General features: G+C 58.7%; 17 protein-coding genes. 8 read left to right on the top strand and 9 right to left on the bottom strand.

The window, feature by feature from the left end:
* Positions 1-88 precede the first annotated feature (88 nt).
* Positions 89-718, top strand: a complete 630-nt coding sequence (locus BLW03_RS04075; protein WP_074652465.1) for a TetR/AcrR family transcriptional regulator — start codon at positions 89-91, stop codon at positions 716-718.
* A gap of 141 nt (positions 719-859) precedes the next feature.
* Here the strand turns inward: BLW03_RS04075 and argE are convergent, their stop codons facing one another.
* From argE to BLW03_RS04120, 9 genes are all read right to left on the bottom strand, one after another.
* A complete protein-coding gene (argE, locus tag BLW03_RS04080) occupies positions 860-2,047 on the bottom strand; it encodes an acetylornithine deacetylase (protein ID WP_074652466.1) in 1,188 nt (395 codons plus the stop codon).
* 193 nt (positions 2,048-2,240) lie between these two features.
* The gene (locus BLW03_RS04085) at positions 2,241-3,299 is read right to left on the bottom strand and encodes an SIS domain-containing protein (RefSeq protein WP_074652467.1); all 1,059 of its coding nucleotides are present in this window, start codon (positions 3,297-3,299) and stop codon (positions 2,241-2,243) included.
* 45 nt (positions 3,300-3,344) lie between these two features.
* On the bottom strand, positions 3,345-4,490 hold the full coding sequence (locus tag BLW03_RS04090) for an N-acetylglucosamine-6-phosphate deacetylase (protein ID WP_074652468.1): 1,146 nt from the start codon (positions 4,488-4,490) through the stop codon (positions 3,345-3,347).
* Positions 4,477-5,223 carry a glucosamine-6-phosphate deaminase gene (locus BLW03_RS04095; RefSeq protein WP_244501953.1) on the bottom strand — a complete coding sequence of 249 codons (747 nt, stop codon included), beginning with the start codon at positions 5,221-5,223 and terminating at the stop codon, positions 4,477-4,479. The genes BLW03_RS04090 and BLW03_RS04095 overlap by 14 nt, the downstream gene beginning before the upstream one ends.
* A gap of 17 nt (positions 5,224-5,240) precedes the next feature.
* On the bottom strand, positions 5,241-6,584 hold the full coding sequence (locus tag BLW03_RS04100; protein ID WP_074652470.1) for an MFS transporter: 1,344 nt from the start codon (positions 6,582-6,584) through the stop codon (positions 5,241-5,243).
* A complete protein-coding gene (locus BLW03_RS04105) occupies positions 6,581-7,672 on the bottom strand; it encodes a Gfo/Idh/MocA family protein (protein WP_074652471.1) in 1,092 nt (363 codons plus the stop codon). Before BLW03_RS04105 ends, BLW03_RS04100 begins: the two co-directional genes overlap by 4 nt.
* A 26-nt stretch (positions 7,673-7,698) precedes the next feature.
* The gene (locus BLW03_RS04110) at positions 7,699-9,606 is read right to left on the bottom strand and encodes a hypothetical protein (protein WP_170834954.1); all 1,908 of its coding nucleotides are present in this window, start codon (positions 9,604-9,606) and stop codon (positions 7,699-7,701) included.
* Complete coding sequence (locus BLW03_RS04115) at positions 9,498-10,385, bottom strand: hypothetical protein (protein WP_139285086.1); 888 nt, start codon at positions 10,383-10,385, stop codon at positions 9,498-9,500. Before BLW03_RS04115 ends, BLW03_RS04110 begins: the two co-directional genes overlap by 109 nt.
* Before the next feature lie 193 nt (positions 10,386-10,578).
* The gene (locus BLW03_RS04120; protein WP_170834955.1) at positions 10,579-13,878 is read right to left on the bottom strand and encodes a TonB-dependent receptor domain-containing protein; all 3,300 of its coding nucleotides are present in this window, start codon (positions 13,876-13,878) and stop codon (positions 10,579-10,581) included.
* A gap of 222 nt (positions 13,879-14,100) precedes the next feature.
* Here BLW03_RS04120 and BLW03_RS04125 point away from each other — a divergent pair, with 222 nt between their 5' ends.
* The 7 genes from BLW03_RS04125 (at position 14,101) to BLW03_RS04155 (ending at position 23,404) form a co-directional block, all read left to right on the top strand.
* Positions 14,101-14,889, top strand: coding sequence for an IclR family transcriptional regulator (locus BLW03_RS04125; protein ID WP_212733126.1), 789 nt, complete (start codon positions 14,101-14,103; stop codon positions 14,887-14,889).
* A 38-nt stretch (positions 14,890-14,927) separates the two neighbouring features.
* A complete protein-coding gene (locus BLW03_RS04130; protein ID WP_074652475.1) occupies positions 14,928-16,730 on the top strand; it encodes a glycoside hydrolase family 9 protein in 1,803 nt (600 codons plus the stop codon).
* Positions 16,731-16,871: 141 nt separating this feature from the next.
* The gene (locus tag BLW03_RS04135) at positions 16,872-17,897 is read left to right on the top strand and encodes an NAD-dependent epimerase/dehydratase family protein (protein WP_074652476.1); all 1,026 of its coding nucleotides are present in this window, start codon (positions 16,872-16,874) and stop codon (positions 17,895-17,897) included.
* Complete coding sequence (locus tag BLW03_RS04140; RefSeq protein WP_074652477.1) at positions 17,897-18,949, top strand: dihydrodipicolinate synthase family protein; 1,053 nt, start codon at positions 17,897-17,899, stop codon at positions 18,947-18,949. Before BLW03_RS04135 ends, BLW03_RS04140 begins: the two co-directional genes overlap by 1 nt.
* Before the next feature lie 23 nt (positions 18,950-18,972).
* On the top strand, positions 18,973-19,899 hold the full coding sequence (locus tag BLW03_RS04145; protein WP_074652478.1) for a carbon-nitrogen hydrolase family protein: 927 nt from the start codon (positions 18,973-18,975) through the stop codon (positions 19,897-19,899).
* 14 nt (positions 19,900-19,913) lie between these two features.
* Positions 19,914-21,107, top strand: coding sequence for a Gfo/Idh/MocA family protein (locus BLW03_RS04150; RefSeq protein WP_074652479.1), 1,194 nt, complete (start codon positions 19,914-19,916; stop codon positions 21,105-21,107).
* Positions 21,104-23,404, top strand: coding sequence for a GH92 family glycosyl hydrolase (locus BLW03_RS04155; RefSeq protein WP_074652480.1), 2,301 nt, complete (start codon positions 21,104-21,106; stop codon positions 23,402-23,404). Before BLW03_RS04150 ends, BLW03_RS04155 begins: the two co-directional genes overlap by 4 nt.
* The last annotated feature ends 22 nt before the right edge of the window (positions 23,405-23,426 follow it).

Genomic DNA, 23,426 nt, shown 5'->3' on the forward strand with positions numbered 1-23,426 from the left:
GCGATCGCATAGCAGCCGGTAGGATAAGGATGTTGGCCTTCACCGAGAAGGGTGAGGGCTACGTTCTTCCACGAAGGAATGGTCAATCATGTCCTCGAAAGAAAAGGCAGCATCGAAGAACTCGCTCGATACAAAGACTGCCTCCAAGTCAACGCGCGATCATCTCATCGATGCTGGGCTCGACCTCATGCGCAAGCACGGTTACGGGGCTACCGGTCTCCAGGAAATCCTGAACGCAGCCGGTGTTCCAAAGGGTTCGTTCTATCATCACTTCCGCAGCAAGGAAGAATTCACTGGGGCCGTGGTCGAACGCTACTACACGCTCGCAATGGAGCACGCACAAAAAGTTCTCGGCAATGCGCATCAGGCTCCGCTCAGACGGCTGCGCCGTTACTTCGAAGAGCTCATTCAAGTAGCGGGCCAGTCCTCTCCGATCAGGGGCTGCTTGCTCGGCAGCCTTAGCCTGGAGGTTGCTGAAGCAAGCCCATTGCTCCAGAGCTGCCTTACTCTGAGCTTTACGCAGTGGCAAGCTGTGGTCGCTTCTGTGCTTCGAGAGGCCATGGAAAGAGGCGACCTGCCAAAAACAACGAAGCCTGATTCGCTTGCCGGTTTTGTGCTCAATAGCTGGGAAGGATCACTGCTCCGCTCCCAGGCTGACAGAAGTGACGCCCCGCTAAAAGATTTTTTGCGCTTTGTGTTTGAGGCTTTGCTGGCGTAGTAGAGAGGAACCTGACGGCGATACACGTCCCCATCTCACTTCGGTTTTGCAAGTCAGCTTGTGGTGCCACCATCTGTATCTTCTGCAGTCCGTCGAACAGGTGCGACGCAAACCGAAGGCGCTCATTTAGCGCGTTTTCTCCTACCCTGGATCTTCCTTCCACTGCAGCGATTCGACCAAGCTTCGGAGGAATTGCTTACATGCCACGAGATCCGATACTTCAACATACTCGTCTGCTTTATGAGCTCTGTTGATGTCCCCCGGACCACAAACGACGGTCGGAATCCCAGCTGCCTGGAACAGCCCCGCTTCAGTGCCATACCCGACTCGCTCTTCTCGCTTGTCAGAAAGAAGCTCCCTCACCAGTTCAACGATAAATTCGGTTGGAGATGTTTCCAGTGCCGGCGAAGACGCGATTAATTCGACCTGCGCTCCTGCTTCCGGTGCGAGTCTGACCATCTCCGCAGAGATGTTACTCTCCACAAAATCTGTGATTTCGCGTCGGATAGTTTCCGGATTGATCGTTGGCAGGTTTCTAAATTCGAACTCCAGCGAACATTCGTCCGGTACCGTGTTGACCGCGATACCGCCGTTCATTCGGCCCGTTTGTGCCGTCAGATAAGGCACTTCGAAGCGGTGATCAAATGGTCCTTCCGTTCTGTACCGCTGAGCGAGCAGCCGAAGGCGTTCTACAATCTGTGCCGCGTACTCGATGGCATTCACGCCTTGCGTCTGAAGAGACGAGTGTGCCGCACGCCCGCGGACCTGACACCGAAACGTATGGATACTTTTGTGACTGAGAACCATTCGCATGGACGTAGGCTCTCCCACGATGCATCCTCGCGGATTGATGCCTCGGCGCGCCAAGTCGGCGAGCAAATGGGGAATGCCAGCACACCCCACTTCTTCATCGAAGGATAACGATAAATGCAGAGGAACCGACAGTCTTGCCTGGGTCATAGCGGTGACTTCTTCCAGGACAACCCCGAGGAACCCCTTCATATCGCATGCTCCCCGCCCGTAGATACGACCATCACGATAGGTCGCGTCGTAGGGGTCCACGGTCCAGGCTTGTCCAGTTGTGGGCACGACATCCGTGTGGCCTGAAAGGACAATGCCATTGTTGATGTCACCGTTATTGTTCGGAATCGTGGCGAACAAGTTTGCTTTCGTCCGCTCACGGTTATAAGTAAGCGAGACATCAATGTTCATTTGACCGAGGTAGGCCGCAACGTCATCGATCAAGTCAAGGTTGGACTTCTCGCTGGTGGTATCAAAGCGGAGAAGTCGTTCAACCCAGGGAAAGCGCATCTCATTATGGATCGACATCAGGGACCTATCAGGGCAAGACGTGAGCAGAGAGGGAGTGTGCGGATGAAGCTCCAGCGTTCGCTATGAGCGCGACATGCCAGTCGAGTTTTCCAAACGCCGGAATATCATTCGCGTTGGGAAGCCACAGACGCGAGCTGCATTGCTCAAGGAAAACGGCCATCCCGAAACCGACGTCCATTGACCTGACCGGTTATGAGACCGGTCCGAAGCTCGCTTCATCGAGTGCGACCGGCGGCGCAAAGCGGAAGCTTCCCGGCACAATGCCTTCCAACTCTGCAAGCCGCAGAGCCGCCGCCTGAAGTGGCACGACCTCAAAGATCGGCGCATAGATATCCAGCAAGCTTGGTGTAGCAATCCATTGCATCTCTCCTGACGTATCCTCGGACGGGCCGATCACCCGGACCTGTCCTCCGAACCGCACCAGATCCTGCGCCAGGGCTACGTTGAGCTTCTGCGTCTTATCCTGCGGAGCGAAGAGGAACGCGCGAAAACCACGATCGACAACTTCAACCGGCCCATGTCGAAAGGATGCTGTCGGCATTGCGACGGCGGGTTCCTTGGAGACTTCGTGGAACAACAAAGCACCTTCGAGGGCCGAGGCATAGGAGGCACCGCGCCCCAGCAGGTAGAGCGACCGGCAGGGGCGAAGAAATGCATCCCAGCCCTGCAGACCGTCTAGGCTCGTAATTACTAAGTCTTCAAATCCGGGCAAGAAAGATTCCACCTCTGTCCTGGCAGCGGCTGATGCGTTCTCTACCGCGCGCCCCAGCAGCGCCAACGTCAGCAGCGTGCCAGTGTAGGTCTGCAACGCGACGATGTCGTCGTCTTGGCTTTCCATCGCGATCGCAACATCAGCTTCGCGGGCCAGTCGGCTCTTTGGACGATTGGAGACGCCAATGACCGTTTGGCCGGGTGATTTGGCTGCCAGAAGCTTGGCGATCTCGATGGATTCACCGGAGCGGGAAACAACGAGTAGGACGGCATCGGGATAGGCACGGAGCCGGAAGTGCAACAACTCGCCGGCTTCCACCGCAACGGCATTGACACCGGCGGCGCACAGGTGGGACTCCAGCGGGAGGGCAGCGTAATACGATGCACCCATGCCTGTGATGACAACCTGAGCAGCTGACCGAAGGAGCGACGCTGCCTGCTGCAATGCATCGGCACCCGCTCCGTATTGGTGTTTCAACACGCGGCGTAAGGATGCTGGCTGCGCAACGATTCTTCCCTTCATCTGCTCGGAACTCATGTCTCTCCTTCTTGCGGCGGTTCAAACGTTCTATCTAAGTCAGTCCTATGCGGCGCGCCCGTATCGTTGCTCTCCTCTGGACCACACCGCGTCGATCTCAAGGCCGTTCTTCCATCGGAATCGCATCAGGTCTGCGTCGCAGCCTTCTGCCAGTCGACCGCGACCGCCAACGACGCGGCCCGGCAATTCCGTCGCCATGCGCATGGCCTGCGCCAGCGAAACCCCGGTCATTGCCATGACGCCCTTGACACACGTCGTCATGGTCGCCGTAGAGCCTGCGAGCAGATCTTTTCCGGCGATGCAAAGACAGCCGTCCTCTCGCAACTCGACCCAGCCACCCACCGGTGTTTCGTAGATCCCGGCCGGCATCCCGGCCAATGCCACGGAGTCGGACACAAGCAGCACGCAATCCGCGCCTTTAGCTCGTAGGAAGGCCTTTAGCATCTCTGCTGGAAGATGATGGCCATCCGCAATCACCGAGGCGACGAGTTTATCCTCCGCGAGCTGAGACCACAGCGGATTCTTATGTCGAGGAATTTCTGTGGGAAGCCCGTTTCCCAGGTGCGTCGAAAACCTAGCTCCTGCGTCTACCGCGCGCCGTATCTGTATCGCGTCTGCATGCGTGTGGCCCAAGGCGACATGCGCTCCTCGAGCCGCGAGATGAGATATGTAGGCTGGGGCCTCTGTGTAGTGAGCCGATAACGTCACCATGCCAACACAGCCCTGCGCCGCAGATTGCCAGCGCTCAAACTCGGCGATCGAGGGAGCACGTATGACCGACGCCTCATGCGCACCGCGGTATCCGTCGAGCGGAGAAATGTACGGGCCTTCCACGTGAACGTATGGGATGCAGGCCTGCACATGCGGCATCCGTCCGCGCGCGACCGCAATTACATTCAACGCGTGACATATCTTCTCTTCCCTTGCGCTGATAATCGTGGGCGCAAACGAGGTCACGCCGTGACGCAGCATCTGCTCTGTCAGATTTGCGATCGTCTGCACAGAGACATCGTCTGCGTTGACATCGAAGCCTGCGTAACCGTTCACCTGTAGATCGATCATGCCGGGACTCAAGAAGTATTCGCAGTCTTCGGATGTTGCTTCGATCCTTGCAATAAGACCGTTTTCGACGCGGACCCGCAAGCCAGTGCCCGTCTCCAGGGACTTGCCGGTCAGGTCAAAACCTTTCACTGAGCCGGCTCCTCGAGGCGGACGCGAAGTCCAGATACACCGTGCAATGGGGATGCGTGCGCAGGGCGGTTGCGGGACACGCTCCACTCACCGGCTCCTCCAGCATCGCCTGGACCGCTGCACTCTTATGCTCACCGGGAACACAGCCGAAGATCTCCTTCGCACGCAACAGCGCAGGGGTCGTCATCGTCATGGCTTCTTGAGGAACCGCTTCAAGCGAGGGGAAGCACTCATCGAAAACCTGCTGTTCGCGGCATGCGGCATCGAGCGTCACACGCTTCACCAGGCGCGTGTCCTTCAAATCGGCCGGTGGATCGTTGAAGGCCAGATGCCCGTTCGTGCCGATACCGAGTAAGACGATGTCGATGGGTTCAGGCGCAAGTAATCTCTCGTATTCCGCACAGGCATCCTCGGGCCGCACACCGGGGTTCATCAGGTGGACCTGCCCCAGAGGTACATGGTGGAAGAACTCATGCATCAACCAGTTGCCGAAGCGCTGCGGAGCGTCCTGTGAAAGACCAAGATACTCATCCATGTGGAACGCCGTAACGCGCGACCAATCGATACCAGGCTCTTGCCGCAGCGCCGAGAGCATTGTGCTTTGACTTGGTGCTGCGGCGAAGACGACGCGCACATGAGACTGTGATGAGAGGCGGAGGCGCAGGGCTTTACCGATGTCCTGTGCGGCCGCCCTTCCCATCTGTTCCTTGGTCGGAAACACTCTTACATCCATCTTCTCTTTCCTCGCCTTCATGCAGGCAGCGCGGACTCGGCCAGTCCGCCGTCTTTATCGTTTCGGTCAGCAATCACCCCGGATGGTCCGCCACCAGCGCGCATGAGATGGCGATAGATGAAGAACACGAAAAGTGCGATTGTGCTGAGAACAAATCCAAACCAGAACGCAGCAACGTAACTGCCGGTCCACTTGATCAGGAAGCCGGAGATTGCAATGACGGTCCCTGTGCAGAAGTTACGACAGAGAGCGACGGTGGAGGTGTAAGAACCCGTGTCTGCTTTGTCCATCGTCTTCCAAAGAATCGTGTCGCCGGCCACCTTAAGTGCCATGATCAGTGCGTAGAAGACGGTCAGCATGATCAGGCCGGAAGCGGTGTGAACGCCTACTGAGAAGGCGGACAGTCCAAGCATCAACAGCCAGACGATCAGCAGCGCAAGGTAGCTGCCCCAGCGGTCGATGAACCAGCCGGCCGGATAGGAGATGCCGATCTGCAACAACAGGCCCCATGACATGGCCGCACCGGTCTGTCCAATGGTCAGTCCGAGTTTCGACTTGGCGTAGAACCAAACCCAGGTCTTGAACACTGCGGGAAAAGCATTGAGTAAAGCCACCGCGATCATCAGGACCAGAATCCGTTTGTCCTGTGCCGCCACCCGGATGGGCGCCAGGAAGTTGAAGCGTTCTTTTGTTGGGTGATAGATCGGCGGCTCTTTGATCTGCCAAAGTGCAAGTAGCGTCGCCACGGCATTCGCCATTGCCGCGACCACAAAGACACGGCCGGGGTGGGCATCCGCCATGCGGGCACCTACTCGTGACGACAGGAAGCCGGCAAGGCTCGTCATCACGGCCACCAGACCTGAGGCGCGCGCGAGTAAGTCCTTCGAGACGCAGTCAATCGCCAGCAAGGGATACGTGGATGCCTTCACGTCATTGAAGAAGAAGTACATTCCCATCAACGCGATCAGGACCCACTTGGTGTCAGAGAGAGGAAACAGCAGGAGCGAAAGAGTCAGGAACGGAAGCGCACCCAGGACGAAGGGTGTGCGCCGGCCCAGCTTGCTCGTGCAGTGATCACTCTTCCACGAGTAATACATGACCAGGAAGCTGACTGCCCAAAGATTGGCGGATGTCAGTAGACCAATGCTGGAATCGCTAACACCGATCGCCTTGAGCCGCAGGTTCATCAGCGGTTCGACAATCGTCATCGACAACGCCATGCCAAAATGCCCGAACGTGACCCAGATGAGATTGCGCCACATACGACCGCGGTCCGCGAAGAACCGCTGCAGCTTGGCGTCCTCCTTCGGTTCAAACGACTCCGGAGTGGAGTCCATCTCTGGATCCAACACTTCACTCATTGCGTGGCCTCGATCCTGAGCTCATCCATTCGCACCGGGCGGCGCTCCCTTGCAGAGATTTCTGCTGCGAAGCATAGTCGCGTGGTCTCCAGCGCGTCACGCGGAGATGTCATGGGTGGTTCGCCTTCTGCAACACGGCGCACGATATCCAAAGCCTGGTCATGCGTGTTGTGGAACCATTTGAAATCCTCGTCCGGATCCCAGGTCTCATTCTCCACCCAGCGGCTTCTCTGCCCCCAGTCGTCTTCTCCAAACTCCCAGCGCTTCAAAGTGCGCGGGAACACATCCGTCTCGGCGGCTCCTTTGTCGCCGTAGATCATGTAGCGCAGCATGTGACCGTCACCTGCCTGCTGTGACACAGCATTCTGCAATGGATCCCCTTGAAACGTTGCTGCGGGGGCCATCATGAATGTGAGCTGACTGACAGCACCGCTCTTGAACCGGTAGGTGCAGTGATAGTTATCGTGCACCTCGTAGTAAGAGATGACATTGGGAGCTGCCACCGCATACACCTCTTCGACTTGGTCGTCCGCCCACCAGCGCACCAGATCCACGTAGTGGCTGAGCTTTTCGCCAAACATGCCACCGCTGGTGCCTGCGGCGGCACGCCATACATTGTGCCGTCCCCACGCACTGGTGCAATACGTGCATTGCGTGTTCTTAATCTTGCCAAGCAGGCCAAGGTCCAGCCACTGCTTTACACGGCGATACAGGTGAGAGTAGCGAAGCTCGAACCCAACCTGCAGGAATCCGCCCGTGCGCTCTGCTGTCTGAACCATTGCTTCGGCATCGGCGAGCGTTGTCGCCATTGGTTTTTCACACATGACAGCCTTGCCGGCTTCCAATGCCTGTACTGCAAGGCTCTTGTGAACATCGTTCGAAGCAGTGATGAAGACAAGCGGAATATCCGGGCTGTCAAGAATCCGCTCCAGACTCGCCTCCGTAGTGACACCTTGCTCCCGGCGCAATTTCTCCAGCCGTGCAGCATCGGTGTCATACACGGTGACGTCACTGAGGAGCGGACTATCCCGCAGATGCCCCATGACATTTATCCCCATCTGGCCGCCGCCCAGAATTGCTACCTTCATCACTCTCTCCTTTTTCTACTTGCTTATTAGTGGTTCGCCTGTGCTGCGGCGTTAAGGTTTGAAGCGAAGCGACCATGCGAAGCCTGTGTATTTGCTTCGCTCCAGCTGCCCATCACAAAGCCTGTCAGGAGTGCCTGGGGTGTTGTGCTTGCGAAGAGCCGCCCCTGCTGCCGGGAGACGATGTATTCCAGATCGATGGGAGGATCAAACGTAGCGCTCCGTCCTTTGTGGACAAGCTGGGATACGCCCAGCGCTGTGATCAGCTCTGTTGCGTCGTCCCATAGCAGACATTCACAGCGGACACGAACGTCCCATATCTCGTGCTGCCCGAGACCCACCTGCATCCCCCCGCCTGGCAATTGAATGCTGTCTGCGAGGATCGTCAACATATCGGGCCGTGGACTCAATGCATAGACCATCTCTCCGCTCGTTGACCGGTCTTGCTGCTCCAGTCGCCAACGCGTGTAACGCGGGAATTGCGCGTCGCTGAGTGACTCTTGGCCCGTGTGGTTGACGCCGTAGATGTAGCCGGGAATCCACGCTGGCTCTTCCGTCACGATGCGGGTCGCTGCAGAACTGCGCAGCACGCGGACGTAGAGCTCGCCCTTTTCCTCGTCACCCATGCCTTTCGATCCACCTTTGATGCCTGCGATCCGATTCGCCTGGCCTCCAGTGAGCCGGTAGAGATCATCTTCGATCGCATGTGCGGAGCCGGCGCAGTGAAGGTGTGTCGCAAACTTCAGATCGCATCTTGCCGCGAAGGAGTCCGCCACCACAATCGTTCCAGTGTGGCGATCGAAAAGAAACAAACGTTCGGCCATCTCCAGGTGAAGCTTCGGGTCCATCGCATGGGTCATGACCACGTTGGCACACACAAAGCGATCCCCGGCCAGATAGCGCCGCATCACGCTGCATTGGTCCGGTCGTACGGCGCCGTTCAGATACTGCCCATTCGTCACTCCGCCACCTTCTTCCAGACAGAGGGTGTTCGTCAGAGCGCTATTGATCCCGTAGCAACTGATATTGATATTGATCAGTACGGGAGCGCCGTCCACCGCTACTTCAAAGGCACCCATGGACGGCGCGAACTCGCGATTCTGGGGCATCAGCGTAAAGCTTGCGCGCCTGCCGGCCTTGGCTCCTGCGGACATGGAAATCGATATCTGCGGCTGACTTTCAGAGTTCGCTATGACATCCCCAATGTCCTGCGCGAACAGCACATTATGTGGCATCCGCGCGGTCGGACCATCGCACTGAGGCGCATACAGAAGGTCGAACATCCCAAGCCAGACGTCACCCTCAGACTGACGCTCCTGCTGCACGAACGTCCGGTAGATCGCAGCGATTTCAGGCGTTGGATGGAAGCGATAAAGAAATGCTGTGAGGAAGCGATGCTCTCGTGTGCGCAGTCCACGCTGCAGTTCCTGGCTGTTCGGCGAAGCGAATGATGTCAGTAAAGCCCATCCCAGATTGTCCAGGAAGAGACTCTTGTCCACATCCGCCAAGGCCCCCCCGAACGTGCAAGCCGCTGCCAGGTAGAGGACCATGTGGAATGGGAAGTAAGTCGCCCACGCGGCCTTTCCACTGTCAGGAAAGAGCTGCAGGCTATCCATCAGCAAGCCGTGAAAAAACGGTAACGCGTGGCGCGCAACTGGTAGCTCGTCGTAAAACGCCATGCATGCGATGGCAACACCATTCCAGCTGCCCAGCGAGTGAGGGTCGATTGCCGGATATCCCATGTACGCACGCTGCAGAACCGTAAAGTCGTAGATCTTACGGATGTATTCCTCGGCCTTCGCCTGCAGTACGTTGCGATCCGCTGCAGTCAGCAGCGAGCCCAGATGCTCCCAGGCGAGTGCAATATGGAAGAGGCGTACCGAAATCCCTTGTCGTTTTCTCCACCCATCAGTAGCGGGTCTGGCCTGCCGCTCCACGTGGGAGCGCTCGCCAATTCCATCACAGCAGCACGCGCCCGTTGGCCAACTTCCACATCACCAGTAATCGCGTAATAGATCATCGCCAGCGAAAGCGTTCCCTGGCTGTTATCGGTCAGCAGAACGAGTTTCTCCTGCAACAGGGACGCCCGCAAGAGCTGGAACTCTGGCCGTCCGCTCCATAACTCCGCGCGCTCCGCAGCCTGCTGCCGCGTTACGAAGAGCCGTGGTCTTTCTTCGCTCTGCGGCGACAACGCCACACATCGCCGGTCGTCCAAGCGCATCTCGGCAAATTCGATCCGATCCCAGCCCATGCGGTCACGGTCGCGTTCCACCAACTCCAAGATCAGCTCGTTTTGACCATTTATTGCCTCAAAACCAAGGTCCGCGAACAAACGGCCAGCAGCGATCTCTTCGGGTCCCGGCATCCCAAACCACAGGCCTCCCTTCAGGGCGCCGTTGACGAAGACACGTGCCATTGGCAGCGCCATTACGTTATGGATGTGATCCAGATCCCATGGGCCCAGAGGAACTCGCTTACCGTCCGGCGCGCGCACCATGTCGATGCTGGCAGTTGCCATATCGAAGGCACCGGCGCGGGTCCGCAAATACATCCGGAAGATGCCGGCCAGAGCCTCAAACCGGATCGTTAGCCGGAAGCGATTCGCTTCGATGTCGGTAATCTGCCCGGTCAGGTCAAGCAGCTCGACGCGCTCAGCTTGGCTGAAGCGGCTACTCACCGGCTTGATATACGCGACCAGATCCCGGTTATGCATCATGCAAATCTCTCTCATCCCGACTTACGCAGCGCGAGGAGTGAGACTCAAGATCTCAGGAAATCTTGAGTCCATCCTGCGCTGCCTAGTTCTGTACTTCATCCGTCTTTGGTGAGCATGCTCTTCGCACCCGACACGAATTGCAATGGGTAAAGTCAGTGAGCGGCTGCCGCAACTGGCACAGCCGCCCGAATCGTTAGAAGTTATATTTCAGCGCGAACTGGATTTGCCGCGCGCCCTCTGAAGTCTTGATCTGCCCAATGGTGCCGGCATTCGGGTTGGAGCTATTGATGCCGCTGGTGCTCGGAGCATCGAGGATGGGATGGTTGAGCGTGTTAAAGAACTCCGAACGGAACTCGACGTTCTGGTGCTCTGTGATGGCGAAGGTCTTCGCCACGCTGGTATCGATGGTCTGTTGGCCAGGACCGTAGACCGAGCTCACGCTGCAGCTTCCGAAGGTGCCAGCCTTCGGCTCGGCATACGATGCGGGATCAAACCAGCGATAGCCATACAGGCCATTGCCGATCGTCTGCTTGTGGAGCACGCGAGGTGGTGCCACACAGTCAGGCCTGTTCTGGAACGAGTTGGTACCGGAGTGATCGTCATTCGAGCTAAGCGTCAGCGGGAAGCCGCCACGGAAAGTTGGAATGAGGTTGACCTTCCATCCACCCACCACGGCATCGGCTGCGCGGTTCATGTTTGTACCGAAGTGCTTGCCACGACCGATGGGCAGTTCATATGTCGCATAGCCGCTGAAGACGCCCTTTACGTTGTAGTAGCACGCGCCCGTTTCACCCTTCGGGTCGTAGCTGTTCTGCCACCAGGCACTTGGACCCGACGACTGTCCGCCCTCGCCGAAGAAGCCCTGCGAGTTCGTCATGCAACGCGACCACGTGTAGTTCACCTGGTAAGAGAAGCCACGGTTGTTGCGTCCCTGCAGTTGCGTCTGCAACGCGTGATAGCTCTGATGGGCGGCTGCAAACGTACCGAAGATGTACGCGACCTGGTTGATGTACTGACGGTTGTTGGCAAAGTAGGGAGACGGCGCGACCACGCCGGGCGATTGCAGGACTCCCTGCGTGAGCAGTTGCGCGTTGGTCAGGTGACGAGTCGCCTGTCCCACGTATCCGATCTGGAAGGTTGCGTTGGGCCAGATCTCCTGTTGGAGGAACATACTCCACTGATGAGACTGCGCGGGCTGCACGTGCTTGTCCCACGAGTAGATAATCGCGCCCTTGTAGCAGAGCGGATCTGCATTGATCAGACCAGCAAGGTTGCAGCCGGCAGGCGTGGCAATTGGGCTGAAGCCCTGATCCAGCGTTGTTGTCGGATACGAGAGAGCGCTGTAGTTGGCGCTGGTGGCCACCGCGCGAGGCGGGTTGCCCGGCAGGCGCAGTCCCAGGCCGGTGCCTTCCATGAATGAGGACAAGCCGTAGGAGCCACGAAGCGTCGTCTTCGTCAGCACCTGCCAGGCGATACCGATGCGAGGCTGGTAGTTTCCATAGCCGTTGTAGTTCTTATAGAGGGCGCGATTGTTGCCGTTCTGGTTCGGCAGTTCGAGGTTGCCCGTTTGCGGATCCCAGTTCACCTGGCGATCACGAGCCTCAACGAAGGGTGTGTGATTCTCATAGCGAAGCCCCAGATTGAAGGTCAACCGATCGGTAATCTTCCAGTCATCCTGGATCAGTCCGGCGTAGATGCTGTTCCGTTGTCCCCATCCCGAACCGGCCGCGCCCACGTTTACCTGGCTGGGCAGCCCGAGCAGGAAGTTGGATTCCGCACTGCCCGAAAAGATCGAGCCGAAGGTCAAGCTGCCAGAGTTACCGTTATTGCTGTTGAACAGACCGTTGACCCGTACGCGCCATCCCTGGAAGCCAAAGCGCGTGTTGTGACGACCATGCACCCAGTTCAAAACGTCCGAATACTGAATGGACGTGTCGTAGTTATCCGTGATGGCAGCCTTGGTCCCAAATCCAGTTACAAAGCCGCCGCTGAAGCTCATCGCCGGCAGAAAGCTCGAAGTCAGGCCGGGGATGCTGAAGAGCGATCCCGCGTCGCCGGTGAAGTTGGCGGAGGTGTGGTTCTGCCCGACCTGGACATAGTTCACACCCACACGGGCGTCATTCAGCAGGTTCTGTCGCAACGTGCGGGTGTAGCCCGTCACAAAGTTCCAGGACGTCACCAAGTTCGCCGTGTTGTACGCGTAGTTGAATGAGCTGAGTTTCGGGTTGTTCAGCCTGGAGTAAGAGAAGCGGCCCATAAAGCGGTCCTTCTCGGTTGCGGCATAGTCGAGACGCCCATCGCCTTGGTCGACGTTGGTCTGCGTGACGACCGTGTTGTATGCGTTCCCCTGGATCGCACTGTTGATGGGAGTGGGATACAGCGAGGAACTCAGAATCGCCAGCGCTGCCTTACTCAGGCGGTTCTGCGGAATAACGTTGTTTGGAAAGGGCTGACCGGTCAGGGGATCAATCACCTTCTTGCCTGCCGCCACCAACTCAGAGACGTCGCCCGCGCGTTCCTTCGCGGTGAAGACGGTGATCAGTGAAGACGTACTTGGGAAGTTGAAACGCTCAGCCTGGTAATCGGCAAAGAAGAAGAGCTTGTCCTTGAGGACGGGGCCGCCGATGCTTCCGCCATATTCGTTCCAGCGCACCTTCGTACGCGGAACCGGGCTGCCGGGAACCAACTTGTTCATCCATTCATTCGCGTTCAGCTTGTCATTGCGGAAGAACTCGAACGCAGAGCCGTGGAACTTGTTGGTGCCGCTCTTGATGCTGGCGCTGATGACGCCGCCCATGTAGTTGCCGAAATCGGCAGGCGCGTTCTGCGTGATGATGCGGAACTCCTGCAGAGCATCCGGCTGAGGGGAGTACACCACGTAGTTGCTTCCGGCATCGTTATTGTCCATACCGTCCAGCAGGTAGCTGTTCGCGGTGAAGCGATTTCCATTGACCTCAGGGCGTGCAACCTGTCCTACGTTCTGACCGTTGCCGAAACCGGAAGGCTGAACCGTCACCACACCCGGCGTCAGCAGGCTTAACTGCAGATAATTCCGGCTTGCCAAGGGCAGAGTGACGTTCGTGGCCGCGTCAATCGTTGTCCCAACGTCGGTTGTGTCCGTCTGCAGAAGGGGGGCCTCGGTCGTCACCTCCACCACCATCGTCTCGGCCCCGATCGGTAGATGAACATTCGCGGCAAACACCTGGTTAGCTTGGAGCGGAATGGGCGACTCGACCGACGTCTGGAAGCCGGTGGCCATGACACGCACCTCGTACCGACCGACAGGCAGATTGCTTACGCTGTAGAAGCCGGACTCGTTGGTCTTAGCAGACCTGACCGTTGCGCGATCCAGGTCTTTAATCACGACGTTTGCGTTTGGAACGACCGCACCACCCGGGTCCGTAATGATGCCATTGATGGTTGCCGTAACGTTCTGTGCGTGCGCTGCGTCCGGTCTCCAGAGAGTCAGCGCCATCAAGAGGCCCAGCGCCAAAGCACATGTATGCCTCCAAAAGGATTTCGTACAACGTGCGTTCATTGGTCCCCCTCCATCCTGTTACGTCTTCTCATCGCGGTATCCATAGCTGTATTCGAGCTACGTAGTTCCGAAATGCGAAATGAATTTTTGCATTGCGGAGCAAGATAGAGCATCTGGAATTGCCGTGTCAAGTGCGTAAGTGAGACATTGATAGGTATGAAGAAGGCAACAACCGCCATGAGTTCGACCCTCCGCTGTCTGAAGGTGCTGGAACTGCTTGCTGATGAACCGTTCGAACTGTCTTTGAGTGAAATGGCCTCACGTCTGGACATCCCGAGAGCATCCGCCCACCGGTTGTGCACCACACTGATCGAGGCAAATCTCATTACGCAGGATCCAGCCACACGCAGGTACATGCTCAACAGCCATGCTCTGTGGATCGGTTCCGGGTATCTTCGGCACTCGCCGCTGTACCGCGCGGCCTTCTTCCCCATGCAGGAGCTGGCCCGGCAGATCCCCGGTACGGTTCAACTTGGTGTACTCGATCAGGACTACGTTCTCTTCATCCACTCCGTCGGCTATTCCGGAGCACCCGATTCCTTCGCCGATGTCGGTCTGCGACGCCCGTTGAACGCGACGGCCTCCGGCAAGATCTTCCTCACCGGCATGACGTCTGAGGGAGTGGAACGCATCATGGTCAAGTGCACAGAGAAGTACACCGGCAACACCATCACGTCGCACGACCGCATGCTGGAAGAGTTGAGTGCCGTCCGCACAAACCGTTACGCACGCAATATCGAGGAACTTCTTCCCGGTTACTGGGTGCTGGCATCGGGGGTCTTTGCAGGAGTATCCGAAGTTCCGGCCGCGGCCATCAGCATCACGCTGCCGCTGTCAGAATTTTCGCCGGAACGCGAGGCTGCGATTGCCGCTTTAGTGCAGGATGCCGCTCGCAGAACATCGCTCCAGTTAGGCCCCAACTCGGTCAGTCGCGCTGTTGTCCCGGCAGGGAATGGGTTGCGGTAGACGAGTGGTGAGAGGCGAACGCCGTATCATCGTTCACCATGCAGCTCAGTCTTAGCCATCTTGGTTATCTGCCGTCCAGTCCGAAGACACTCACCCTGATTCCCGGCAAGGACATCTCTCTGCCGAATCGCATTCCGTATTACCTGCGTCAGAACTGCCTGCGCATGGAACGCGACCGTCCCGCAGAACCAGGATTTTCCCCACGATTTCCCTCGCCTTATCGCCTCCTCGAAGGAAACTTGACAGGAACGGATGCAGCATCTGCCTTCTACACCGGGCAGCTTGTTCGTTGCGACACTGCGTGGGGCACTCTATGGCAGGCTGACTTTTCTGACTACACGACACCCGGCAGCTTCCAGATTGAAACCGACTTCCAGATCAGCCCTCCCTTCGCCATTCGTCCGCGTGTGTATGATCGCCTTCTCTCTGGATATCTGACATTTCTTCGCGCCCAGCGTTGCGGGTGCGACGTCTTCGGCGTTCATCCCGCATGCCATCTCGATGATGGGTATCTCGACCGCGATGGCTCAGCCTGGCCCGTGGTGGGCGGATGGCATGATGCCGGCGACTTCCGTAAGTGGCTTGCCTTCACACAGCACCATCTGGACGCGCTCGCAACCATGCTGGAGCGTTGCACAGACGAACTCGAACGCGGTGGCATCCCGACCGGGACGCTGCGGGACGAAATCGCCTGGGGCAATCGCTTCTTCCACAGCATGGTCTCTCCGGAAGGTCAGGTCTTTGAGGATGTGGCCGGGGGCCGGGCTCCCGCAGCCTCGACGCTCTCGTACGAGAAACATTGGTGGTTCGAAAATCATCCTGGCTGTTTCGGCGACGCGACCGACAATCGCTGGACAGATAATCTTCCGTCCTCTGGCGATGAGCGCATGGTCCGGACGACCTATAACCCGCTCGTGCAATGGGCATTCATTCACACGCAGATCCGGGTCGCCCGCCATCTCCCCGCGGAGGAAGCCGCGCAGTGCCGGCACTACGTGGATCGTGCGTTTCAGTACGCAGAGCGATACCCGCATGATGGCCGCACACTGTTCCTTGCCGCCGAACTTCGCGGGCGGCTGGAACGTCTGGCCTCGGGCATCGATTCACACACGAATGCAATTACCAATGTCGCTGATCGACTACTCGACCGTCAGGATCGGACCACGAGCGGTCTCAGCGGCTTCTTCACCGAGAGCCAGCGCACCGACGCGTACCGCTCCATCGCCTTTTCTGCTGATCCTGCCCTCGCGCTGTTGCGTCTTTACGAGCTTCGTCATCTGTTGCTGAATCCTGCCATTGCAGCCCGCGCACAGGAAGCAATCGCTCGCTACGTCGAGCAGTATCTGCTTGCGGACGCATTCTCAAATCCGTTCGCTCTTACGCCTTATGGCATCTTCTTCCACCCGCCCCAGCGCGATCGGCAACGCTTTCGAGAGGCAGGAGCAGGTCGCGGAGTTCGAACCTTCATGCACCCGTACAACGAGCAGGGCATCGTGCATGGAACAAGTTCTGTGTTGCTGAGCCACGCCCACCTTCTGGCACGGGCGGCCCACCAGTTTCAGCATTCAGGCTGGCGCGCCGCGGCCGAACGGCTTCTGCAGTGGTGCCTTGGCCACAATCCCGAAAATCGATCGCTCTTCTCAGGGGTCGGCTACCGGCATCCCGTCGGCTACTCGTACCGGATTCCTCAGCTTCCAGAGGCACCGGTCACCGGATTCATCGGCGCTCCGGACGACACACCGTACTTGGAAACTTCCACGGCCATCGAGTGGAACACCCTCGAGTATTGGAGCATTCCGTACATCCATGCCGCACAGGCAGCCTGTTGGATTCAGGCCTGAAAGGCGAACGCCTTGACAGATTTTTTTGCCGCTGCATATGCTATATCCGAATTGCAAACACCAATTTCGCATTTCGAAACTGATGTACGTCGATAACCGTGCGACCCTAGCAACTCAATAGAACCGCGGAATCTTGACCAAATGACACCGATAACGACGGATGAACAGCTCGACCAGCAACTCACCATGCCCAGCGCGGCAGACGTTGCCTTTGCGCAGCGCCTCGAAGGAGACACGGTGATTCTGGGAGCAGGCGGCAAGATGGGACCGACCCTTGCGAAACGCCTGCGCCTGGCTCTGGCCGAGGCTGGTAAAGACAGCGGGATCCTTGCCATCTCTCGATTTGAATCTGCTCAAGCGCGGCAGGAACTCGAAACAGCCGGTGTTGAGACCCTCTCAGCGGATTTGCTTAACCCCGAAGCGGTCGGCCAGTTGCCGCACGCGCGGAACGTGCTATACCTTGCTGGCCGTAAATTCGGTTCAGCTGCCGACCCGGAACTCACCTGGGCGATGAATGCGCTGGTGCCAGCCTGGGTTGCGAACCACTATCGCAAGTCACGCATCGTCGCCTTCTCTACTGGAAACGTCTACCCTTTCGTTTCGCTGGAAGAGGGCGGCTCGGTGGAAACAGATGCCCTGGCGCCCCGTGGTGAGTATGCACAATCTTGCCTGGCGCGCGAACGAGTCTTTCAGTACTACTCCAAGAAGTTCGACACACCGTGCCTGATCTACCGGCTGAACTACGCCATCGATCTTCGCTATGGCGTACTCGTCGATATCGCTCGACAGGTGATCGCGGGGGAACCCGTCGATATCGCTGTGCCTGCGGTTAACGTTCTGTGGCAAGGCGATGCGAACTCGTATGCTATCCGTTCGCTCGAGCATTGCGAATGCCCTGCACGCATCCTCAACGTCACGGGTCCGGAGACAATCTCCGTGCGTCGAGCCGCGGAGTTCTTTGCCGAACGTTTCGGCTGCGCGCTGCAACTGAAGGGCGAACCCGGATCTTTTGCACTCTTGAACAATGCGTCAGCCTGCCATGCGGCTCTGGGTTATCCGTCTGTCTCCGCATTGGAGCTCATGGACGCAGTCGCCACTTGGGTGCTTGCCGGCGGTAGCAGCCTGAACAAGATCACGAAATTTCAAGTTATGGATGGTAAGTTTTGATGTCGGATGCAACGGCCAAATTTCGCAGCCTAATGCACCAGGGCCTGGTGATACCGGCCCATCCGCTCGCATTAACGGAAGACCTCCGTATCGACGAGCGCCATCAGCGGGCGCTGACGCGGTATTACTGCGATGCCGGCAGCGGCGGCGTTGCCGTGGGTGTGCACACGACCCAATTCAACATTCGCGATACCTGCGTCGGGCTCTTCAAGCCGGTGCTCGAACTTGCTCTTGAAGAAGTACATACCTTCGAAGCACGCAGCGGCAAGACCCTGGCGAAGATCGGAGGCATCTGCGGTCCCACACCGCAAGCGGTTCGTGAGGCGGAAACGCTGCGCGAGCTTGGGTATGATGGTGGTCTTCTCAGCCTTGCTGCACTGGGGAATGCCTCCAACGAGGAACTGATCGAGCACTGCCGTATCGTTGGCGAAACCATCCCGCTGATTGGCTTCTATCTGCAGCCCGCTGTGGGTGGACGTCCACTGAACGCGCACTTCTGGGAGCGCTTTGTTGAGATCGAATCCGTAGTTGCAATCAAGGTCGCCTCCTTCGACCGCTACCAGACGATGGAGGTGCTCCGCGCCGTCGCGCACAGCGGCCGCGGCTCAGAGATCGCGCTCTACACCGGCAATGACGACAACATCGTCGCCGATCTCCTGACTGAGTTCCGCTTCGGTGACCGCACTGCACACTTCGTGGGTGGCCTGCTGGGCCAGTGGGCCGTCTGGACATCGCGCGCCGTCGAGCTTCTGCGGTCCGTGCAGGAGGCGAAGAGCAATCGCGCCCGTCTTGACACGGTTCTGGCACGCGGTGCCGAAATTACCGACGCCAACGCTGCCATCTTCGACGCCCGGCACGAGTTCCGCGGCTGCATTCCAGGCATTCACGAAGTGCTGAGCCGCCAGGGTCTGCTGGCAGGCAGGTGGTGCTTGGATCCGCATGAAAGCCTCTCACCCGGGCAGCTCGATGAGATCAATCGCATCTACGCCGCCTATCCGCTCTTGAACGACGACGCCTTTGTGGCGGAGAATCTCGACCGCTGGTTGGCTTAACGGCAACCCTGAATCACCCGCCTATGAATGAGAAGACGATTGCAGCCATCGCACTTCGCAATGGCGAATACGAAGACTTCCACCAGACGTTGACCGAAGCAGCGCGTCTGGTGGAAGACGCTGCGCGCCAGGGCGCGGACCTGGTAGTTCTGCCCGAAACCATCAACCTGCTGCACCGCTACAGACAGAGCACGCCGCTGGCAGAGCTTGCTCTCGAAGACTGGCAAAATGCGACCGCAGTGTTGTGCGAAGCCGCTTCGCGAGCTAACGTCGCACTGGTCCTGCCGCTCTTCGTCCGCGACGCACTTGGTATGGCTAACCGCTTCTTCCTGCTGGACCGTGACGGTACAAACCTCGGCCAGTATCAGAAGCGCATCCCCTCGACAGGCGAGGTCGTCTGCGGCGTTCTGCCCGGTGCGCCGAAACCGGTCCGCTGGGAAGGGCTGTCACTCGGGGGAAGCATCTGCGTCGACCTATACTACCCAGCGGATGTCTTCGATCCGCAGATGGCCGCCGGCGTGGACGCATTCCTGCTGCCCAGCATGACGCCCGGTGGTTCCCTGCTCGAAGCCTACGCCGTACAGTACGGTGTGCCGTTCATCCTGGCCTACTCACCCTGGAGCCGCATTCTCGATCGCGATGGCCGCGAGCTTGCCGCCGGCGGCTACCGGTCAGAGACTCTTCGCGCCGGTTTCGGATCTCCGATCGTGCAAGCGACGCTCAACTTCGACGCCGTCACGCTTTTCGCGGACTTCAACCAGCACAAGCTCCCGAATGTGCAGCGGTACTACGGAGATCGCGTGCGCATCCGTTTCGACCAGCCCAACTGCACGTTTCTGCTTGAATCGCGTTCTGCCGATCTTACGGTCGCGGAAGTCGTGCGCGAATTCGGCCTTATCTCGCGCCGGGACTATCTTGCACAGCTTGGTCCTCTACCTCTTCAACCCTGAATCCGAGAGAGTTCATGCCGTCCTTCGATCCCAACGTGCCGCTTCGCTTTGCCGTCATTGGCTGCGGATCCGTCGCGCGTGCGCAGCACATCCCCAACATCGCCGCCTCGCCCCGCATGGTGTTGCAAAGTTGCATCGACCTGGACGACGCCATCCTGAGCGAGTGTCGCGACCGCTTCGGCGCGCGTCACATCGGCCATGATTGGCACGACGCGATTGCAGACCCGGAAGTGGATGTGATCTGTCTTGCAACGACCGAGAAGCTGCGGCTGCCTGTGATTGAAGCTGCGGCCCGCGCCGGCAAACCTGTCTATGTCGAAAAGCCCCTCGCCACGACGCTGCAGGAGATGCACAACATCCAAAGCGTTGTTCACGCGACCGACATTCCCTTCTGCGTTGGACATAACCGCCGCGCCAGCCCGGCGATGCTTGCCGCACATAATCTCTTCCGCGATCACATGACCCATCCGCAGCGGTCGCCGTGGCGCTGGCAGCGAGAGGCAAGCTTACCCCCACTCCCCGACGACGGCGTGCCATCCATTGCAGTCCGTATCAACGACGACTGGCATAGCTGGAAGGGATGGGTCTTCGATAAGACTCAGGCACCGCACGGTCCCATGCTCTTTGAGATGACGCACTTTACCGACGTATGCAATTGGTTCCTCGCCGATGAGCCCGTCGAAGTTACCGCCGTTGCCACCGGCATGCTGAACGAGGCAGTCATCGTTCGCTATCAGTCTGGCGCTCTCGCGACGATTCTGCTGGGCAATAACGGAACCTTTGCCTACTGCAAGGAGCTTTACGAACTCATGGGCAACGGTGGCTACCTCGCCATCGACCACATGCTCGAGGTCCGGACGGCCGGCATGGAAGGCGCACCCGACCGCCTCACCTTTCCCATGATCTCTGACCGCCATCCGCAGATCGGCCTTGAGGGTGGTGTCTCCGGATGGCTTGCCAAGAAGCGAGCCGCGTGCTCCGAAGCCGCACTGGCGAACGACCCCATGCTCCAATTCACAGCGGAGCCGGACAAGGGCCACGCCCATGCGCTGGAACTCTTCGCCGACCAGATCTACGGCCTTGGTCCAGAGGTCTGCGGAGTCGATGCAGCGGTGCTTGCTACAGAGGTTGCGTTCGCAGCCATTAGGTCTGCGCACGAGCACCGCCCTGTGTCCATTGACGAAATTCGCTCAGGGGCTCACTCATGATTCGACAGGCCGTCGCAGCCCTGATGCTCTTCGCCGCAACAGCCAATGCTCAGTCGCGCGCTGCTGGCCCCTTCGCGCATGCCCTCTCGGGACCTGTCGCTGAAGTGAATCCGATCATCGGCACCGGCGGCGACCCCGACGATGGCATCAACCTGTTTCCCGGGGCAGTCGCTCCCTTTGGCATGAGCCAGATCAGCCCCGAAACCGAAGACCGCGGCCTGGGCTATCACTACATCCAGAAGTGGATGAAGGGCTTCAGCATGACCCACATGAGCGGGGCTGGCTGCGCCAATGAAGGAGATGTCTTCTTCACAGCAACGACCGGTCCTGTTGTCACCCAGACGAACGATTTCCAGACGCCGTATTCGCACGAGCAGGAGACCGCCGAAGCAGGCTACTACGCCGTACAACTGCTGCAGTGGAATATCAAGGCGGAGCTGACCGCAACGCCTCGAACCGGTCTTGCACGATTTACGTTCCCCGCTGGAAAGTCCGGCAACATCTTCGTCCCCATCAGCCACACGCTCAACCAGACGGAGAGTGCGCAGGTCCGCGTCGTTGGCGATCGCCGCATCGAAGGCTTCGTCGAGAACCACGCCTTCTGCAATAAGACCGGCACCTACAAGGTCTACTTCGTTATGCTCTTCGACCAGCCGTTCTCCACCTTCGGAACCTGGACAGGAGCTCAATACGGCGGTCCAGGCACACCGATATCCGGCTCTCGCGGCGCTGCGCAGCCTTCGCACGATCACACGACGGGAGCCTGGGCCACATGGCCCGCACAGTCTGCAGCGCACGCCGTCACGGCACGCATCGGCATCTCGTACGTTGACATCAACGGAGCCACAAACAATCTCCGCACCGAAGCAGCGTCGAAAGACTTCGACACCATTCGCCACGAGACACAGCAAATCTGGAACAAGGAACTAAGCCGTGCCGAGATCACCGGCGGCTCTTCCGCACAGCAGCGTGTCTTCTATACCGCGCTTTATCACAGCTTCCTGATGCCTTCGCTCTTCAGCGATGCGGACGGACGCTACCTTGGCTTTGACCAGGGCATCCACACCATACGTCCCGGCCATGCGGTGTACACGAACATCTCCGGCTGGGATATCTATCGCACGCAGATTCCGCTGCTCGCTCTGCTCCAACCAGCGCGCATGCAGGACATCGCGCAGTCTGCCGTCCTGATGTATCAGCAAGGCGGCTGGATCGATCGCTGGCCCCAGATCAATCTCTACACGAATGACATGGTCGGCAGCCCGCTGACCATTGCGATGGCTACTACGTGGCTCTATGGTTTGCATGGATTCGACATCGACACCGCCTGGCAGGGCATGTTGAAGGATGCCACCGAGGCCCCACCCGCGGGCAAGCCATACCTTGGCCAGGAAGGCATCGAGTGGATCAACAAGATCCATTACCTGCCGTATGACAAGGTCGACTACGGCGGTGTCGCCAAGACACTCGAGTACACGCTCGCCTACGCTTCTCTCTCACGTCTCGCCAAAGACATCCACAAGGACGCGGACGCCGCGCGCCTTCACGAGCGCGCACTCTACTACCGCAATCTCTTCGATCGCGATAGTGGGTTTTTCCGCCCACGCCACTCCGATGGCTCCTGGCTGCCTGACTTCAATCCCGCACAGGATGGTCACGGCTTCGTCGAAGGCACAGGGTGGCACTTCTTCACCTTCGCTCCGGCGGACATGACGTGGCTCGTCGACAATATGGGGCGCGAGCGCTTCAACCAGCGCATGGATGAGTTCTTCGCCTACCCCACGCCCGGCTGGTATGCCCAGTACTACAACCCCCTGAATGAAACCGACTTTCAGGCTCCCTTTGCCTATCACTTCTCCGGCCGTCCATGGAAATCGCAGGAGGTTGTCCATCGCATCCTGCGCGAGAACTATCTCGATATGCCGGACGGTATCCCGGGCAATGACGACGCCGGCGCAACCTCCGCCTGGGCTGTTCTCAGCATGATGGGTCTCTACACCGTCGACCCCACAAGTCTTGCCTACGAACTGATCGCGCCTTCTTTTCCGCGCGTCGTTCTTCATCTCGACGCGCCCTACCCCGCCCGCACCTTCGTGCTTACCGCGCAGGGCGGCGGCTCCGCAGCCACGCCGTATGTTCAGACCGTTACCGTCAATGGCAAGCCGCACTCAGAGAACTGGCTTGCCGTCGAGGACATCCGCCGTGGCAGCACGGTCGCCTTCACTCTTGGCTCAACTCCCAACACGGCCTGGGGCTCAAGACCGGAGGATGCACCACCCTCGCTTAGCCACCCATAGCTTCCGCGCCCGCAGCCTTGCG

Source organism: Terriglobus roseus, from assembly GCF_900105625.1.
Classification (GTDB): Bacteria; Acidobacteriota; Terriglobia; order Terriglobales; family Acidobacteriaceae; genus Terriglobus; species Terriglobus roseus_B.

What these genes read in the sequence shown, in the direction of transcription:
- BLW03_RS04075 (WP_074652465.1), top strand. Translation starts at nt 89, where the DNA reads ATGTCCTCGAAAGAAAAGGCAGCATCGAAGAACTCGCTCGATACAAAG.
- argE (WP_074652466.1), bottom strand. Translation starts at nt 2,047, where the DNA reads ATGTCGATCCATAATGAGATGCGCTTTCCCTGGGTTGAACGACTTCTC.
- BLW03_RS04085 (WP_074652467.1), bottom strand. Translation starts at nt 3,299, where the DNA reads ATGAGTTCCGAGCAGATGAAGGGAAGAATCGTTGCGCAGCCAGCATCC.
- BLW03_RS04095 (WP_244501953.1), bottom strand. Translation starts at nt 5,223, where the DNA reads ATGGATGTAAGAGTGTTTCCGACCAAGGAACAGATGGGAAGGGCGGCC.
- BLW03_RS04100 (WP_074652470.1), bottom strand. Translation starts at nt 6,584, where the DNA reads ATGAGTGAAGTGTTGGATCCAGAGATGGACTCCACTCCGGAGTCGTTT.
- BLW03_RS04105 (WP_074652471.1), bottom strand. Translation starts at nt 7,672, where the DNA reads ATGAAGGTAGCAATTCTGGGCGGCGGCCAGATGGGGATAAATGTCATG.
- BLW03_RS04115 (WP_139285086.1), bottom strand. Translation starts at nt 10,385, where the DNA reads ATGATGCATAACCGGGATCTGGTCGCGTATATCAAGCCGGTGAGTAGC.
- BLW03_RS04125 (WP_212733126.1), top strand. Translation starts at nt 14,101, where the DNA reads ATGAGTTCGACCCTCCGCTGTCTGAAGGTGCTGGAACTGCTTGCTGAT.
- BLW03_RS04130 (WP_074652475.1), top strand. Translation starts at nt 14,928, where the DNA reads ATGCAGCTCAGTCTTAGCCATCTTGGTTATCTGCCGTCCAGTCCGAAG.
- BLW03_RS04135 (WP_074652476.1), top strand. Translation starts at nt 16,872, where the DNA reads ATGACACCGATAACGACGGATGAACAGCTCGACCAGCAACTCACCATG.
- BLW03_RS04140 (WP_074652477.1), top strand. Translation starts at nt 17,897, where the DNA reads ATGTCGGATGCAACGGCCAAATTTCGCAGCCTAATGCACCAGGGCCTG.
- BLW03_RS04145 (WP_074652478.1), top strand. Translation starts at nt 18,973, where the DNA reads ATGAATGAGAAGACGATTGCAGCCATCGCACTTCGCAATGGCGAATAC.
- BLW03_RS04150 (WP_074652479.1), top strand. Translation starts at nt 19,914, where the DNA reads ATGCCGTCCTTCGATCCCAACGTGCCGCTTCGCTTTGCCGTCATTGGC.
- BLW03_RS04155 (WP_074652480.1), top strand. Translation starts at nt 21,104, where the DNA reads ATGATTCGACAGGCCGTCGCAGCCCTGATGCTCTTCGCCGCAACAGCC.